Source organism: Shewanella sp. 1311, from assembly GCF_059338235.1.
The window spans coordinates 1,648,285-1,665,288 of record NZ_CM181686.1 but is presented as its reverse complement, the minus strand read 5'-3'; the positions used below and the strand labels follow the sequence as shown (position 1 = coordinate 1,665,288).

Sequence of the window (17,004 nt, the reverse complement as noted above, 5' to 3'; positions counted from 1 at the left end):
AAGTTGAATATACGTTAAGCTTTTCTTTATTAGTAACATCTGTAGTTATACGAAAATTAATGTTTTAAATGCCTTTGGTTATAGGGTAATGCATAGAAAGTTGCGTTTTATCAACATTTGCTATGCCGAAGCTATGGTAATTTTCGACTAATTTCCTACGTAGAGATGAACTTTAATGAAATTACAGCGGTTGTTTAAAGGCAGTGGAATGGCGTTGTGGAGTCTATTCTGCGTTGCAATATTGAGCGGATTCTCACCTGCAGCATGGGCTATGACAGAAGGGGCAGATCGGCTTAATTTAACCGCCGCGAGCGTGGGTTATGTCGCCGTCTGTGTGTTTGTGCTGGCTTATATACTTGTGATGGCGGAGGAGACATTACACTTACGCAAGTCGAAACCTGTGCTCGTTGCGGCAGGGATCATCTGGGGCATGATAGGTTTTGTCTATATGCAAAACGGCATGTCCGAAGTGTCGGAAGCGGCATTCAAGCAAAACTTGCTCGAATACGCCGAGCTACTGCTCTTCTTGCTGGTGGCGATGACCTATATCAATGCCATGGAAGAACGTAATCTGTTCGATGCGATCCGCGGCTGGCTAGTGGGCCGTGGTTTTAGCCTGCGAACCGTATTTTGGTTAACGGGCTTTATGGCGTTTTTCATCTCGCCAGTAGCCGATAACTTAACCACTGCTTTACTGATGTGCGCTGTGGTGATGAAGGTTGGGGCAGGGCAACGCAAGTTTATTACCCTTGCCTGTATCAACATTGTCGTTGCCGCCAACGCGGGTGGCGCGTTCAGCCCCTTTGGTGACATCACGACCTTAATGGTATGGCAAAAGGGCCTAGTGCACTTTGGCGATTTCTTTAATCTGTTCATTCCCGCCCTCGTTAACTTTGCCTTACCCGCCGCCATTATGAGTGTGTTCATCCCGCATTTTGTGCCTGAGCCTGAAAAAGAGCATGTGTACACTAAGCCCGGTGCTAAGCGTATTGTAGGGCTGTTTTTACTCACTATTGCTACGGCAGTGTGTGCCCATTCCTTCTTAGGTATGCCGCCTGTACTGGGTATGATGACGGGATTAGGCTTCCTGCAATTCTTTGGTTTTTACCTGCGTAAAACCTTCAATCGTTCCGTTGCTCGCGAACGTGAAAAGGCGGAATTAAGACAAGACAAATTACGCCTGCAGCAACTTGGTAGTGTGGTGCCATTTGATGTGTTCAGCCGCATTTCCCGCGCCGAGTGGGATACTTTGCTGTTCTTTTATGGCGTAGTGTTATGCGTCGGCGGCCTAGGTTTTATGGGATATTTGAGCTTAGTGTCTGAGGCCATGTACTCGCACTGGGATGTCACCTATGCCAACGTTGCCGTGGGTTTACTCTCGTCAGTGATTGATAATATTCCTGTGATGTTTGCGGTATTGACCATGAATCCCGATATGGCATTGGGACAGTGGTTATTGGTTACCCTGACAGCGGGAGTGGGCGGCAGTTTGCTCTCGATTGGCAGTGCGGCAGGAGTTGCCCTGATGGGGCAAGCGCGCGGCATTTACACCTTTGGGGCACATCTACGGTGGACACCTGTGATTGCCTTAGGTTATGTGGCGAGCATTTTAGTGCACATGTGGTTAAATGCCGCGATGTTCTAACACTGCGTTAGCTTGATTGTCGTTTATCGAGACATGCCGTTTATCGAGACAGGCTTGCGGCTTGTCTCACGAAAATTAACTATTTGCTGGCTTGGGTTAGCAAGATCACATTAATCATTGGTTGGCTTGCATAGACTTAACTCCGTGTTTTTATGGAGTTGAGTTAATGTGTATGCAATTGGGAGACTGCAGGTTTGATCGAGAACGAGGCATGCTGATTGAATTGTCTCGCGATGAATCTTGGCATCTTTCTCGGGCCGAGTTACAAGTGCTCACGTTATTGCTTGCACACCAAGGTCAGTTAGTTTCAAAGCACATGCTAAAAACGGGGGATGGACAAGGTCCGCCATTAACCGATGCCTCTGTGTCCCGCGCTATATCCACGCTCCGCTCCTTTCTAGGGCCTCAGCACGAGGGCTTGATCGAAACCGTTAAAGGCCAAGGTTATTTGTTGCGGCCATCAAACGGCAGCGAATATCGAGGCGTCAATTACCTCAGACTACACACTGTGCCTTTGTGGAGTGCCTTAGTGTTATTCGGGGTGATGTTGGCGTTTTCGGTGTTTTATTTGAAACACACAGATCACAGCAAGCCTACCCAAGCTTTGATGACGTCGATACTGTCGTTAGCCTCGGGTCAGCAAGTGCGCTTGAACTTATATGCCGACTCCAGTGCGAGTAACACCTTACTGTTCGAAATGGGCGAGCGCTTAAGTGCGGGCCTCATTGCCTGTGGCAAGAGCGATTGGGCGGATGTTTATGCGTCTTTATCCCATGATAAACAGGTGTTAAATATGACGTTTCGCGGTGAAAAACTCGACCAGTCAGTGCTCCGCAATATTAGTATCAGCGATTTTTCTCGCCCCAAAGCATTCATCGACTCAGCCTGGCTACGCGAGGTGGATATCTGTGGCTAAATGGCTCAAGTGGACCATCAATATTGTTATTTTGTCGGCCTTGATTGCGGCTTGCGGGGGGATTTATAAACAGTCGGCAACGAGCCGGACCATGATGTTGAGTTGCAGTTCAGAATTGTTTGATCGCCACTCGAGTGCGAATCCAAGTGTCAGCGCCAGTGCTGGCAGTGACAATAAATTTTACCTGCTTGTGGACGTATTGATTGCCGCCGACAAAGCGCAAATTAACTACCGTTACTTTAATTTTGATGGCACCAGTGCGGGCCATATTTCGATGCGTGGCAAGGTCGACAGCATTGAGGCCAATAGCATGACCTATAGGGTGGCGGTGGAGACTAAAACGGAATCGGAAATGGAAAAGCAAAAAAATTGGCCAGAACACATGAAATATCTATCTAACATCAGCAGTTTACCGTTTCGCGATTCTGGGGTGAATAATTTCAGTATTGAAGTGTTAGATATGGATGACACTAAGGATTATGCCGTGGTGTTATTCCAACCCAGCAATACGATTTGTGGATGCCGAATCGTAAATAGTCGAATTTAATCAGTGAATTTGAGTTTATTTCAGTTAAGATTAGTGCTCATTGATTTATGTCTACTGCGATGAGTCTCTGTGAGGGCTCATGAAAAGGGTGTTGTGTCTAAGATACGTGTAAAGCAAGAAGAATCCCTGTCGATTAAGTTCAGCCACCAGATGGAAAAGGGCGATAATCGTCAGCTCGATCTCTATTTCTTTTTACCAAAGGAAATGGGCATAGGCTCGCACACGCTCAATGAAGAAGAGTACTACTACAGCGCGATTGTCGGCCGTCGTTCTTACTATTCAGAAGGCTTGCACTTACCTTTGGTACAGGGCCGCTTTGCTAGTTTAAATCGCCGCACCGTTGAAGAATTCAGATTGTACTTGAATCTGTTCGCCTATCAGTTTGCCGTTGCAGTCGAAAACGACGTTAAAGAACTCAATCAAATCACAGATGTAACCCATTTCTATTTTGCCCTCGACGAATTACGCGAACAAGTTGGCCAGTTGCTGAAAAAGTTTCGCCGTAACGAACCGGGCGATCCTAAATGGAAATCCTACTTCGAAAATGCCGACAACTACCTGTCTTGGTTCTGCGAGCAGCAGTTACTAAAAGTGCTCGCCCATGCTACACGAACCAGTGATTTCAACGATATCCAAGAACGGGTGCTAACACTGTGTCGCAATGAGTGTGCCTATCGGGATGAGCATAACTACAACTCGGCGCAAACTAAGCAAGATCCTAACCGCATCTCAAACAAGATGTTGTTGTTACGACGTTTAATCCAACAAGGTGTGGTACTCAAAGAAGAGTTAAAACCCTTAGGGATTGGCCTTAAAAAGTTCACGACGGGACTGGCGACGGCGTTAGTGATGTTGGTGGTGTCGGCGTTGATAATTCAAGCGCAGGGCGCCTTCAGCGGCTTTACCATTGCCTTAGTGCTGACCTTGGCGGTGATTTACGGTTTCAGGGAAATCTTTAAGGATGACGTGCGTAATGCCATGTGGCGTTTTATTCAGCGGGGCAGGCCACGCTGGAGCCGGATTTTGCGTGATACCACTAGTCAGGCGGTGATTGCTAAGCAGTTGGTATGGCTTGAGTTTATGCGCCAGCAAGATCTGCCCGATAAAGTCAGCGAAATTTTAAAGCACAGGCATAGCCAAAATAAGGTCGATGCGGAAATCCTGCACTATAAAATTGCCACTAAGGTGAATCAGAGCGAGTTCCAAGCGGGATACTCCACCATTCAAGAGCAAGTTAACTTTAGTTTAGTGCCCTTTGCCCGCTACTTAGAGCGGGGTAAGGCGAAGATTTATAAGGAAGTTGAAGGCAAAATCAGTCACGAATCGGTTGAGCGGCGCTATCAAGTTAACTTGATTTTAGTGCTACGCGATGGCCGCGAAGCCCCGCAGTATATTCGCTACAAAATCACCATGAACCGCTCGACGATTATTGAGATTACCCAGAGCCAATTGCCCGATTCGGTCAACATGCCCGAATCTACGATTGATGACGAGTAAAGGCCTGACCGATATTTTGATCGTTATTCTGTTTCGCCCGTTTTAGGGCGACTTCGGCATTATTTAGATACTGCTCAAGTGTTTGGCCTTCTTGATAACCCGCAATCCCGATACTGATCCCTTCGCCTAAGCCATTGCCATTGAGCTTTTCCATCATATTGAGGGCAAAGTTGTGCGCATGGGTCGCATCTGTGTCAGGTAACATCACAATCAGTTTCCCGAGTTGCCAATGCAAAATCTGATAATTAGCAGGAATTTCAAGTAGTAATTGAACTTCGACTTCCTGCTGGCGGTTTGCCAGTTGATCGATATCACTCATGTGGCTCAGCAAACCTTCGGGGTTGATATCCATTAGCAGTAAGCTTGAACTCAGGCGGCTTGGCGGTGGCAGCGAGTTAAAGTAACGCTCTAAATCAACTAAGCTCAGCAGAATCGTGCTGCGATGGGGCACAAGGCTGCGTTTCTCTGTGCCTCGGCCGCGTTCGGCGGCTTGTTCTAAGGTACAGACGATATAATCAATCTCACCATCGGCGGCCACATGGCCCTTTAAGGTGGCTTGTAAACAATTGGAGTGCGCCTGTTTAGGTGAGCACAGAATTTGCCCCTGCCACTGACCTTGCATGGCGATTTGAGCACTAATTCTTTGCCATTGATTATCTAAATCGTTGGCGAGCAGCGAGGCTAAATCTTGATTTAAATCGCCATTGAGTTGCATTAGCGCATCAAATACGGGGTTGATTTTAATCAGTTTACCATTGGCATCAGTCAGCGCTGTCGCCACAGTGCTATCGCATAAAAGCTCACTGAGAAATGCTTGTTCTTTACTGCTGACTAATTCACTGATGTCTTCAAGGGTGATCAATAGATGCGGTGACCCTCGGCTCGCCCTTGGCGCTTGGCGGATATGCACCCGCAGCGTTGGGCCATTGATACTTTCTAGGCTGATTTCACCAGACCATTGACCGGTTTTATGCACTTGCTCCATCAGCTCGGCATAGGTTCTGTCATCGAGGCATAAGGTGCGTTGTAGACTGCGGTCTGTGAGTTCATCCAGTGGCACTAAGGTCGCTTCTGCTGCCTTGGTGTTGGCGCTGATCACTCTGGCGTTTTCGTTGACCATCATAAAGCCTATATCACTGTTAAATAAGCCATTGGCGACATCGATACTGTATTGGCGTGAACGCTGTTGTAAGCGATACATGTGGCTGAGTAGCACAACCCAAGCGGCGAGTACGGTTAAGATTAGCGATGCCACTATGACAATGTTTTGCCACTGGGAAAAACGTGCGGCTATGTCGGAGTTACGCACATAGGAGAGTAAAAAGTATTCTCTGCGGGTTTCTGGCTGGGCTGTAAGCTCGATCTTAAGGTAAACAAAGGTGGCTTCTTCACCGTGGAATTGACCAAAATTACTCATGGACATATCACGCCACAGAGCGGGATAACTTTGTCTTAAACTTGCCCCTAAGGTTTCTGGCATATTGCTTAACGGGGCGAGATCGCTCGCGCCAGCATAGAGTAATCCCTGCGTGTCGAGCACTAACATAGGCGATTTGTTACTCGAAAAAGCCGGCTTGATGGCTTCGAGCATTTGCACCATAGAGTTGTATGTCACTAGATAACCCATAGAACTCTGATCGGGCTTTTCGAGCCACGCCATTTGATACATATAAGGTTCTAGCATGCCTTCAATTGGAACAAACTCCAGTGGAGAGGTGTAAACCTCTTTACCGCCCATATTACGACTCGCGCCAAGCAAGGTCGGCGGTAAGGCATCTTTACTGAAATTAGAAGGGGTAGAGAACTTATAATTGCCTTGGGGATCGTACAGCGCAATGCCGAGCAGTTCAGGAATATGCTTCACCAGATCTAGCCAAGCTTCCTGTAATTTGAGTTGCTGCTTGGCGGTCGGATTGCTCAAGTACTGCTTTAGCAGCTCACCATTGGCAAAAATTTGGGTGCGAAATTGCTGGAAAGACACTTTATCTGTGATCAGTGTGCCTATGGTTTGCAGTTCACTGTATCTCTGCGTCGCCCATTCTTCCTGTAGACGTCGCTCACCTAAAGTAATGATTAAGTTGGTTAAAATGATCATGCCAATCACCAGCATAGAGAGCTGGCTTGCAACGGCTAATAAGCGTTGATGCGACCAATGGATCCCTTGAGTTAAAGAGAGCAGTGGCGCTAGGGGATACGTGCTTGGGTTATTCTTCAGCATGAACCGATTATGAGTGGGTGATCTGTTAATTTCGCTATGTTAACACGAAAGAATTGTTACGACAGTGCCAAGTTACTAAGCAAGATTTCCTTAGTAAAGTTAAGACAGGTTTACATCTCTACTCATTCGCTCAATGGCGAGTTATTGCGGCTCAGTGCTTCAGTCGATTTTGGCAGTATTGGAATGGTGTTTAGCCTAGAGCGCCTAATACACGATGCTTAAATTCACAGCCGTAGGACTCCACTTGTTCACGGCAAATATCGATATCGACGCCCGCTAATCCTTCGATGGCAGAGACTTGTACTGTTTCAATATAGTGTGGTGCCAAGGCGATAAAGGCATGCACGGCGGCGTAGGAACCCGCGAGTTTTGGGCGGCAGTGTTCAATATAGGCGGCTTCATTATCCGCATTGAGTGAAATCGATAAGCTATCAACGCAGTCGGCAAGCTCTGGTAGAATATTGCGTCTATGGACCAGATTGCCTAAACCATCGGTATTAATCCGTACTCGTCCGCCTCTGCGTTTGATCTCTTTTGCCACAGTGAGTAGCGTTGGAAGATTTAAAGTGGGCTCGCCATAACCGCAAAACACGTATTCTTCGAAGTCTTTTACATCGCCAAGCAGAGGGATAATTTCCTCTGGCTTAGGTTGATGGCACAGGGCAAGTTGGTATTCGTGGATTTGTTTACTGCCATTATGTTTTGGGCAGAAAGCGCAGCGCAGGGTGCAGCGACCTGTGATATTGAGGTAACGACTGCGGCGAATATCATAGACTAGCGTTTCGGTTGCACAGGTTTCATTCGTGCAAACTTCATCTGTGATGTGACCGTTCGCTAGGGTTTCAGTGGTGACAACGTGCGGGTTATCAAGGTGTTGCTTATGCAGATGCTCAGACATAATGATAGGTTCATTCTAACGATAACTGACGACTTGGGCACAGTGTAGCGAAAGCCCGATGGTATAACTGTCAGCTAGATCGCAACTTGAAAGCTCAAACCCACTCACGGCATAGTGACTTTGATGCTGATGTGGAATTGAGTGAACACAGGCAATAAAAAAGAGAGCCTAAGCTCTCTTTTTAAGGATAAGACATTGATTAACTGTCTATCGCTAACTGCCTATCGCTAACTGTCTGTCGTTAACAGCCTATAAATAGTCTTTCTTATAGTCAGTCGTGACAGCTTGCTCAAAATCCGGATGCTTAACGTCCTCATCATTGGTTTTTTTAGGCTGCCACCACCAGTTGAAGAAGCGGCTGCTAGAGCGGCTAACATCGTCGAGTATGATGTACAGCAGCGGCACTAAGATCAGCGTCACTACGGTCGAGAACAGGATACCGAAGGCGAGGGACGTCGCCATAGGGATCACAATTTGCGCCTGCAAACTGCGCTCGAGAATAATAGGCACTAAGCCGACAAAGGTAGTGAGTGACGTTAAGATGATCGCCCTAAAGCGATAACAGCCCGAATCCACTGCCGCCTGTCTAACCGATTGGCCTTGTTCCCGCGCACGGTTAACAAAGTCGACCAAAATCAAAGAGTCGTTTACCACCACACCCGCGAGTGCCACTATGCCGCAGAGACTTAACACGCTCATCGCGAGTCCCTGAATCAAGTGACCGAACAGTGCGCCGATAATCCCGAAGGGGATCACCGACATGATGATCAACGGCTGACTGTAGGATTTTAGCGGGATTGCCATCAGTGCATAAATGGTAAACAGCGCAAAGAAGAAACCTTGCATCAAACCGACCATAGCATTCTGTTCATCCAAACTGCCGCCATCTAACGCGGTTTGGATTTTAGGATACTTGGCCTGTAATTGTGGCAGGTAATCTTTTTGGATTTCCTGTACCACTTTTGAAGGTTCGACTATGTTTTTGTTGGCATTTGCCGTGATGGTGATCGCCCGCTTACCGTCAACACGGGTAATTGAGGCGTAGGATTCGCCTTTCTCAATTTGTGCCACAGTCGAGAAGGGAACCGAGGTGCCCGTTGGCGTGCGGATCAACATGTTTTCCAGATAACCCACAGTGCGGCGCTGCTCTAATGGATAGCGCACCATTACCTTGATTTCTTCTTTATTACGTAAAATACGTTGGGCTTCATAACCATAGAAACCGTAACGCACTTGGCGGGCTAAATCGGAAAGGGTCAGGCCAAGGGCTTCAGCCTCTGGACGTATCTTCAGGCGAATTTCATGGCTGCCCGAGGAGAAGTTGTCGGCAATATCGTACACGCCTTCGTAGCTGGCGAGTTTTTGCTTCAACTCTTTAGAGGCAGCGGATAGTTCATCGAGATCGCTTGAGGTCAACCTGAAGGAAATATCGCCACCGGCATCATTGGTGCTCGCGTTAAAGCTGAGTTTTTTGACCGATAAAAGCTCGGGCAATTGTTCACGCCACGCGGCAGCAATCGTCACACCGTCGACTTCGCGGTCTTCGCCTTTCGTCAGTTCGGCAAAAATAAAGGCAGAGGTGCGGGAGCTCATATTGATAAAGCTGTGCTTCACCACTTGATAGCCGTTATCTTGCTCCATTTTGTCATTCATCTTGTACAGGGCTTCTTCTATGCTCTGCACCACTTTCAAAGTGTTCTCTTCCGAGCTGCCTTCGTCCATCTCCAGCTGAACTTGAATGAAGTCTGAGGGAATATCAGGGAAGAATACCCAACGCACTTTGCCACTGGCGACTAAGGCAATGGAGAGGATCAACACACCGATAAAGGCCGCGACCACGTTGTATCTTTGCTTGATACAGCGCTCGAGGAAGTTACGATAACTGTGGTGAATAAAGTGCTGCACTCTGTCGTTAAAGTTGGCTTTGAGGCGACCAAAGAATCCCCTTGGCGCACTGGGCTTTTTAAACTTCATGTGCGCTAAATGCGCCGGCAGGATGAACTTAGATTCGACCAGCGAGAAGGCCAAACAGAGGATGACTACCATGCCGATGGATTTCCAGATAATCCCCATAGGGCCAGAAACCATTAACATGGGAATAAAGGCCGCAATCGTGGTTAATACCCCGAAGGTCGCGGGCATTGCCACCTTTTGCGCGCCGCGGATCACGTTTTCTACCGAGTGACCGTGGCGTTCGACTTCTGTGTAGGCGCTTTCGCCGATGACAATCGCATCGTCCACCACTATCCCGAGCACTAAGATAAAGGCGAACAGGGTCAACATGTTGATCGTCATCGAGAAAGGTTCGAGCGGCATGATCAGCATAGTGCCGAGGAAGCACACCGGCAGACCCATCATGACCCAAAACGCCAACTTAAGATCGAGGAACATAGCTAGGATGATAAACACCAACAAGGCACCGTAAAACATGTTCGACATCATCATGTTTAAGCGGCCCTTGAGGTAGTGAGTCATATCACCCCAAGTATCGAGTTGCGCGTTGGCAGGAAGCGTCGCGCGGCGATCCTCGACGTATTGTTTTACTTGAGCGGCAATGTCTAAGGCATTTTGATCATCAACACTGGTGACTTCGATAATCGCGGCTGGTTTACCGTTAAAGCGGGTGTATTCCAACCGTTCTTCAAAGTCATCTTTGATAGTCGCCACTTGCGGCAACATCACCCGGCTACCGTCGGGGCGAGTGGTGACGACGATATTGGCAAAGTCATCACCCGTGTAGGCTTGGCCTTTGGTGCGCAGCAGGATGTCGCCATCTTGGGCGCGAATCGAACCGCCGGGTAAGTCAAAAGAAGAGTTTTGCACCGCTAACGCGACCTGTGTAAATGTTAGGCCGTATTCGCGTAGTTTATCTTCTGATACTTCGATGGCGATTTCATAATCGCGCACCCCAGTCACCTTGGCACGGGTCACGGCTGGCAGTTGGGTTAAATCGTCACGCACCGACTTAGCCAACTCCTTCATATCGTGCAGTGTCATATCGCCATAGACAGACACCCAAATGACGTTATTTTCAGGTTTAATCTGATAGATATTGGGTTTTTCGATGTTCACTGGGAAGGTCGAAATCGCATCCAATCGCAGTTTGGCTTCATCGAGCACGGTTTGCACTTCGTAACCGTCTTCGACTTCAACCGTAATCGAGCCTACCCCTTCACTAGCCACTGACGTGACCTTCTTGATACCGTTGATATCTTGGATGGCTTCTTCAATCTTGATGTTGATGCCTTCTTCGATTTCCTGTGGCGCCGCGCCTGGATAGGCGACGGAAATATTCAGTAAATTGAGTTCGAAAGAAGGAAAAACCTCTTTATTGATCAAGACAGTGCTGAACAAACCGCCGACGAGTAATGCCCACATTAACAGGTTCGCGGCCACACTGTTGCGGGCGAACCAGGCTAAGATCCCTTTTTGAGTGTCCATTATTTCACTCCAGTGGCCGCAAGACTCGACTCAGGCGTGTCTTCTTTTGGTGTCTTAGTCGGCAATGCCGCTTCACCTAAGACCTTGACCAGTTGACCGTTTGCCATGCTGTTGAAGTGAGTGGTGGCGACGCGCTCGCCCGTTTTTAGACTGTCCTTGATATACACATTGTCGAGATCGCTACGAACGATATTTACATAGCGCATTTCAACAATATTTTTGTCATTCACTAAGGCGACGTGATCGTTACGAACCACATGGCGGGGTAGTTTAACTATGCCATCGACGGTGCGACCTTTGATGACTGCATTGACGAAGCTGCCATATTTAAGCGGCAAGCTGCCAGCAACTTTATTAGCGCGCAGGTAAGGGTCTTTGATTTCAGCGACTAAATACACCATGCGATTTTCAGCATCGATCACGCCTTCGCTGCGGATAATATTGCCATCCCAAGTATTTTCCTTACCCGCCAAAGAGGCGCTCAGCGTTACTTGAGTATCAGGATTATCGACCGACTCTAGATAGGCTAGATCGTCATTGGAAATCGGTAAGCGGATCTCAGCAACACTAGTGTCGTAGAGTTCTCCTAGATTTGTACCTAAGCTAACATACTGACCTAAATCGACATTGCGACCTTTGATTATGCCATCGAACGGCGCGCGGATAACCGTGCGCTCAAGGTTACGTTGGGCACGCGCCAGTGCTGCCTGCGCATATTTAACGTTGGCTTGCTCTTTTTTAAGCTGTGGAATACGCAGACCTAACTCTGGGGGTAAGCCTTTGTCGTAGCCTTTGAATTCGATTTTTGCGACTTCACCGCGGGCAATTTCTTCGTTCAGTGCAGCGGTGGCTTGGGCCAGTGTCGCTTCGGCTTGCATTAAATCAGCCTCGTAATCTGAGGGCTCGATCTGCGCGAGTTGTTCGCCTTTCTTAACTATGCCGCCCGCAACAAAATTAGGGGAAATGGTCAGCATTCTGCCCTGAACTTCGGTTACCAGTTGGGTTTTATATTTTGGATTAACCACACCGTAGGAAGGTAAGTTTAGCGATACCGTTTGCTGAGTCACTTGCGTCACATCAACGATAGGAATCGGCATCTCTTCAGGTTTTTGTTCTGGCGCTTCCTTGGTTTGCATTAATATTTTTGCGCCTAAGCCAAATAGCAGCAAAATTAATAAAGGAGATGTTCTCCTCAGTAGAGTCTTCATCATATTATTGTTACATCCATGCTAATCGCGTAATGGGGTTAAAGTAGCAGAGTCGGCCGCGCCAATAAATTTATTTTTGTAAATTAAATGTGTCTAAAAGTGATGTTTTGACACATGTGCTCACTAGGTACCGACATTTTGGCGAAAATTAGAGCAGGAAAATGATGAAAGGTTCACTTAGGTGATTGGAATATATTGAAATAATAATGAATACGTTTGTGAGTTTGTAGATCTAAATTGGCCGTATTTCATGTTCTATATTTTATGATTAGCTTTTACTCGCCAGTTGATTTATTGCATTGAGTTAAATTTAGGTAATAAAAAAGCCGCATATAGCGGCTTTAGTTGGATTATTTCAAGCTGAGGTTACTTCTTCTTGCGGGCGATTTTACTCGCTTTCTTTGCCGCTTCTTTCTTGCTGGTTTTCTTCGCTGCTTCTTTCGCTTTCACTTTGGCTTTTTTCTTACCCGGTGTCCGCGCTTCTTTGTTCTTAGGGCGTAGCTCTTCGATCACGCGGCGTTTCAAAGGTTGCTCGATATAACGCTCAATTTTACCGACGATACGCATATCGTGTGCTTCGGCCAACGAAATCGCAGTACCTTTTGCGCCAGCGCGGCCAGTACGACCGATACGGTGAATATAGGTATCGGCAGAGCGTGGCATGTCGAAGTTGATCACATGGGTGATATCGTCGATATCGATACCGCGTGCAGCCACATCGGTTGCCAGCAAGACGTTCACTTCACCTTTGGTAAAGCGGCTCAAAGCTTGGAAACGTTTTTTCTGTTCCATATCGCCACGCATGAAAGCGCAGGCAATACCGACTTTAAGTAACTGGCCTTCTAAGCTAGAAACGATGTCGCGGGTTTTTACAAACACGATAGTTCGTTTAACATCTTCTTGGCGCAGCAGATGACATAGCAGGGCAAATTTATGCTCTTTATCATCGGCTAAGTGGATCCATTGGTGGATCTTGGCTTTTTCGCTGCGAGGTGCTTCAACATCGATTTCAATCGGGTCGTTTAACACTTCACGGGCAAAACGTTGAACACCGCCGCCTTCTAAGGTGGCAGAGAACAGCATGTTCTGTTTGCGGCCTTGGGCTTCGATAGCAATCGCTTGCACCACAGAAGAGAAGCCCATGTCTAGCATGCGGTCGGCTTCGTCGATAATTAAGATATCGACTTCTTGGGCGTTGAAATTGCCTTTGTCTAAATATTCCATTAGGCGGCCAGGGGTCGCGACCAGAATATCGACGTTGCCCGCTAAGGCTTCTTCTTGTGGTCCGTAAGGCACACCACCGGTCACGATCGCTATGTCTAAACCTTGGCCTGTGGCTAAGTGACACGCATAACGGTGGATTTGGCTGGCTAACTCACGGGTTGGCGTGAGGATCAGGATACGTGCTTGCCCTGCAAAACGGCGGGGGAAGTCGATTAAATGTTGCAGCGATGGCAGTAAAAAGCTCGCTGTTTTACCTGTTCCTGTCGGGGCGCGCGCGAGAATATCTCTTTGCTCTAGGGCATAAGGGATAGTTTCTTGCTGAATAGTGGTGGGTGAATGATGCCCCATGGCATTAAGCGACTCTAATAAGCTAGGGTCAAGCTGGAAATCTTCAAATTGCATGCGCAGCGTCTCGACGGATAATAGCGAAGCATTATAAAGGTTATGGCGGTTAACTTAAATAACTTATCTAGATCTCCGGTGTTTATCTTCTTAGCCGGTAAAGTTTTATGGTAATAGGCATAAGTTAATTACTTTAAGGTCAATGTATTAGCATTTAATTTTAGGGGAATTGGCCCCTTCGTTACCTTTGCCAAACTTAGCGGCCTTTACTTAACGTGTCAGGGCTGGGCTCGATATCAGTATTTAAGGTAAAAATCTCGGATCAATTGCACCATGGTTTGGGTGTATTGGCCTGAAAGTTCTCGAATAGTGATATCACTGATCTTCGTGGCAATTTGAGGGTGAGTCTTGTGTGCGAGTACGCAGAGTACTCTATTAGCGCTTTTCCCTACGATGCTAATAAGGTTAGTTATTTCTATCAAACTAAGCTGTGAATGCGCCAAAATCTCATTGAAACGCTCCATGCTCTGCATTGGTAATATGAGGCTTGCGTTTCCTTGCGGTGTTAGGCACACATGAATGGCATCGAGTAGCGCGGTAAAACTTAAGCTATCTGTGTGACGGGCCATAGCGCGCTGGGATTGTATCGCTTGTGTGCCTTGCTCAAAATAGGGCGGATTACAAATGATGTGATCAAAATACTCTTGATACTCAATCTGTTGGCAAAAGTCTTGGATGCTGCTGTTGACTAAAGTGAGTCGATTCGCCCACGGACTATTGTGGAAGTTATGCTGGCAAGCCTCGGCTGCACTTGTGTCTAGTTCGACACTGGTAATGTGTGCTTGGCTGCGCTGCGCTGCCATTAAACTGAGTAAGCCGCTGCCAGCACCAATATCTAAAACTGTTTTTGCTGCGGTCAGTTGAGCCCACGCGCCTAGGACGACACTGTCTGTGCCTACGGCCATGCCGCAATTCATATCATCGATATGAAATTGTTTAAAAGTGAATGCCATGGAGAGTTAATTTTTGCCGTTCTAAGGTGGTTAGGCCCAATATTGGGCGGGCAGTATTCTAATTCTAGCCCTTGTTTTTAGCCAATGCTTTTAAACAGAAGATGTTGCGCTAGATGTATGAATTTGTGTCGGCATAAGATTTTATTTTTTACGGCGCAATACAGATTTTACTTAATTAACGCTTTATTTTATTGCATTAGAAACCTTTTCTTAGCAGTTAATTAGCATTATTTCGCTTTTTTTATCCTAACGGTCTTGTTGTCTTGTATTAGCACTTTAAGTCTGGTATTAGTTTCGCCCCCATTTTTAATCACTTTTATGATTAACGGATAGGTAAACGAGTTTGGTGGTGAATTAGTAGTCAGTGTGGCTGCGCAAAAGTTTGTCATAGATTATAAACTCGACAGATATCGAACATATTTACCACGGAATTGTGTAAACAAAGATTTGCACTCCGGATGGGCTTTGTTTTAGCTATGGCTAATCGACACATAATCACTTAAGTTTGTAAAAAAACAATAAGACAAGATGGGGCTTCCAGTGCAAGACAATCAGATGAGTATCGCAGATACATTGGGCTTAGGTTTTATGACCTTCGCATTCTTTTTAGGGGCAGGTAACCTAATTTTTCCACCGTTCGCGGGAATGTTAGCGGGCGGTAATATGCCCCTCGCCATGTTGGGTTTTTTGATTACCGCCGTAGGTTTACCTTTAGTTGGACTGATTGCTGTCGCTAAGGCTCAAGGTAAGGTTATGGCTATGCTGCCAGTATTTGCAGCAACGACATTGGCTATCGCGATTTATATCATTATCGGCCCTGCGTTTGCTGCGCCGCGTACCGGTTTAGTGGCTTACGAGATTGGCGCTAAGCCCTTTATCGATGACACCACGGCCACATTTTTACTGGGCAGTTTAGAACTGAACCTGTCGCAACTGCTATACACCATGTGTTTCTTCACTGTCACTATGTTATTGGCGCTTTTCCCTGGCAAGCTGCTCGATAGCGTAGGTAAAGTATTAACGCCTATTTTATTGATCTTGTTAGTTGGATTGGCTGCATCTGTGATGTTTTTACCCGCATCCGAAGTCGGCCAAGCCGTAGGCGATTATCAAAACCATCCGCTGACCAAAGGTATTTTGGAAGGCTACAACACTATGGATACGTTAGCGTCCTTGATGTTTGGTATGCTGATTATCGATATCCTGCGCAAAAAGGGGATTGATCAACCGAGTGCTCAAACTAAATATCTGATCCGCGCCGCCTTTATCGCTGCCGCTGGTTTAGCCTTTGTGTATGTGTCGCTTTTCTTTTTAGGTGCGACCGCAGGCGATATCGCCATCGGTGCTAAAAATGGCGGCGAGATTTTAACGAACTATGTGACCCGTGAATTTGGTGATTTAGGCTCTGTCTTACTGTCATCGGTTGTGACTTTAGCTTGTTTAACCACAGCGGTAGGCCTTGTAAGTGCATGTTCTGAGTTCTTCAATGAGCTGATGCCTAAACTGTCTTACCGTTTCCTAGTGATCTTCTTAAGCGTGATTTGTGCCGTGATCGCTAACGTGGGCCTTACGCAGCTTATCGCCATCAGTATTCCTGTGTTGATGACGATTTATCCTGTGGCAATCGCCTTAGTGGTCATCACTTTCTTGACCGCTTACTTTGCGAATCCGCAGTTTGCACACCGTGCAGTACTGAGCGTGGCACTGTTTTTCGGCATCTTCGATGGCCTTAAAGTGGCGGCGAGCAGCCTGACTGGCGCTGATGGTCAAGCGGTGAATGGCTTAGCGCAGGGCTTTATCCATGTCGTGGATGTGATGTCTCCCGTGTTATCTAAGCTGCCACTCTATGAAGAAGGCATGGCTTGGTTACTGCCAACGATTGCAACCATAGTACTGTGTTTAGTGTTTGGTCGTGGTCGTGATCAAACGGCTGCTGCTTAAGCCTTGTGCTCGCGTTTTTACGCGGGACTCAGTTAAGCTGATGTAGGCTTGAATGTAGTTAAGTTAATATCAACGGCGTATCATTTGATGACGCCGTTTTTTTATGGAGTTTTT

General features: G+C 47.0%; 11 protein-coding genes. 5 read left to right on the top strand and 6 right to left on the bottom strand.

The window, feature by feature from the left end:
- The first annotated feature begins 175 nt into the window (after positions 1 to 175).
- The 4 genes from nhaD (at position 176) to AC5YB3_RS07550 (ending at position 4,605) form a co-directional block, all read left to right on the top strand.
- On the top strand, positions 176 to 1,645 hold the full coding sequence (nhaD, locus tag AC5YB3_RS07565) for a sodium:proton antiporter NhaD (protein ID WP_226059532.1): 1,470 nt from the start codon (positions 176 to 178) through the stop codon (positions 1,643 to 1,645).
- Positions 1,646 to 1,811: 166 nt separating this feature from the next.
- Positions 1,812 to 2,561: a winged helix-turn-helix domain-containing protein gene (locus tag AC5YB3_RS07560; RefSeq protein WP_310796199.1), complete on the top strand. Its 750-nt coding sequence runs from the start codon at positions 1,812 to 1,814 to the stop codon at positions 2,559 to 2,561.
- Positions 2,554 to 3,108 (top strand): hypothetical protein, encoded by a 555-nt coding sequence (locus AC5YB3_RS07555; protein WP_494526877.1) that lies wholly within the window; start codon positions 2,554 to 2,556, stop codon positions 3,106 to 3,108. Before AC5YB3_RS07560 ends, AC5YB3_RS07555 begins: the two co-directional genes overlap by 8 nt.
- A 93-nt stretch (positions 3,109 to 3,201) precedes the next feature.
- Positions 3,202 to 4,605: a hypothetical protein gene (locus tag AC5YB3_RS07550; RefSeq protein WP_012090100.1), complete on the top strand. Its 1,404-nt coding sequence runs from the start codon at positions 3,202 to 3,204 to the stop codon at positions 4,603 to 4,605.
- Here the strand turns inward: AC5YB3_RS07550 and AC5YB3_RS07545 are convergent.
- The 6 genes from AC5YB3_RS07545 to AC5YB3_RS07520 form a co-directional block, all read right to left on the bottom strand.
- Complete coding sequence (locus AC5YB3_RS07545) at positions 4,586 to 6,823, bottom strand: PAS domain-containing protein (protein ID WP_494526876.1); 2,238 nt, start codon at positions 6,821 to 6,823, stop codon at positions 4,586 to 4,588. The two genes, AC5YB3_RS07550 and AC5YB3_RS07545, sit on opposite strands and share 20 nt — an antisense overlap.
- A gap of 190 nt (positions 6,824 to 7,013) precedes the next feature.
- Positions 7,014 to 7,721 carry a TatD family nuclease-associated radical SAM protein gene (locus tag AC5YB3_RS07540; protein WP_071938513.1) on the bottom strand — a complete coding sequence of 236 codons (708 nt, stop codon included), beginning with the start codon at positions 7,719 to 7,721 and terminating at the stop codon, positions 7,014 to 7,016.
- Positions 7,722 to 7,970: 249 nt separating this feature from the next.
- Positions 7,971 to 11,162, bottom strand: coding sequence for an efflux RND transporter permease subunit (locus AC5YB3_RS07535; protein WP_494526875.1), 3,192 nt, complete (start codon positions 11,160 to 11,162; stop codon positions 7,971 to 7,973).
- The gene (locus tag AC5YB3_RS07530) at positions 11,162 to 12,373 is read right to left on the bottom strand and encodes an efflux RND transporter periplasmic adaptor subunit (protein WP_494526874.1); all 1,212 of its coding nucleotides are present in this window, start codon (positions 12,371 to 12,373) and stop codon (positions 11,162 to 11,164) included. Before AC5YB3_RS07530 ends, AC5YB3_RS07535 begins: the two co-directional genes overlap by 1 nt.
- A 363-nt stretch (positions 12,374 to 12,736) precedes the next feature.
- Positions 12,737 to 13,996 (bottom strand): ATP-dependent RNA helicase SrmB, encoded by a 1,260-nt coding sequence (gene srmB / locus AC5YB3_RS07525; protein ID WP_006080348.1) that lies wholly within the window; start codon positions 13,994 to 13,996, stop codon positions 12,737 to 12,739.
- Between the two features lie 236 nt (positions 13,997 to 14,232).
- Positions 14,233 to 14,949 carry a tRNA1(Val) (adenine(37)-N6)-methyltransferase gene (locus tag AC5YB3_RS07520; protein ID WP_494526873.1) on the bottom strand — a complete coding sequence of 239 codons (717 nt, stop codon included), beginning with the start codon at positions 14,947 to 14,949 and terminating at the stop codon, positions 14,233 to 14,235.
- A 528-nt stretch (positions 14,950 to 15,477) separates the two neighbouring features.
- Here AC5YB3_RS07520 and brnQ point away from each other — a divergent pair.
- Positions 15,478 to 16,890, top strand: a complete 1,413-nt coding sequence (gene brnQ / locus AC5YB3_RS07515; RefSeq protein ID WP_006084009.1) for a branched-chain amino acid transport system II carrier protein — start codon at positions 15,478 to 15,480, stop codon at positions 16,888 to 16,890.
- Positions 16,891 to 17,004 lie beyond the last annotated feature (114 nt).

Excerpts from the sequence above, each read along its gene's own strand:
- AC5YB3_RS07520 (WP_494526873.1), bottom strand. The coding sequence starts at position 14,949 with ATGGCATTCACTTTTAAACAATTTCATATCGATGATATGAATTGCGGC.
- srmB (WP_006080348.1), bottom strand. The coding sequence starts at position 13,996 with ATGCAATTTGAAGATTTCCAGCTTGACCCTAGCTTATTAGAGTCGCTT.
- AC5YB3_RS07530 (WP_494526874.1), bottom strand. The coding sequence starts at position 12,373 with ATGATGAAGACTCTACTGAGGAGAACATCTCCTTTATTAATTTTGCTG.
- AC5YB3_RS07535 (WP_494526875.1), bottom strand. The coding sequence starts at position 11,162 with ATGGACACTCAAAAAGGGATCTTAGCCTGGTTCGCCCGCAACAGTGTG.
- nhaD (WP_226059532.1), top strand. The coding sequence starts at position 176 with ATGAAATTACAGCGGTTGTTTAAAGGCAGTGGAATGGCGTTGTGGAGT.
- AC5YB3_RS07540 (WP_071938513.1), bottom strand. The coding sequence starts at position 7,721 with ATGTCTGAGCATCTGCATAAGCAACACCTTGATAACCCGCACGTTGTC.
- brnQ (WP_006084009.1), top strand. The coding sequence starts at position 15,478 with ATGGGGCTTCCAGTGCAAGACAATCAGATGAGTATCGCAGATACATTG.
- AC5YB3_RS07545 (WP_494526876.1), bottom strand. The coding sequence starts at position 6,823 with ATGCTGAAGAATAACCCAAGCACGTATCCCCTAGCGCCACTGCTCTCT.
- AC5YB3_RS07560 (WP_310796199.1), top strand. The coding sequence starts at position 1,812 with ATGTGTATGCAATTGGGAGACTGCAGGTTTGATCGAGAACGAGGCATG.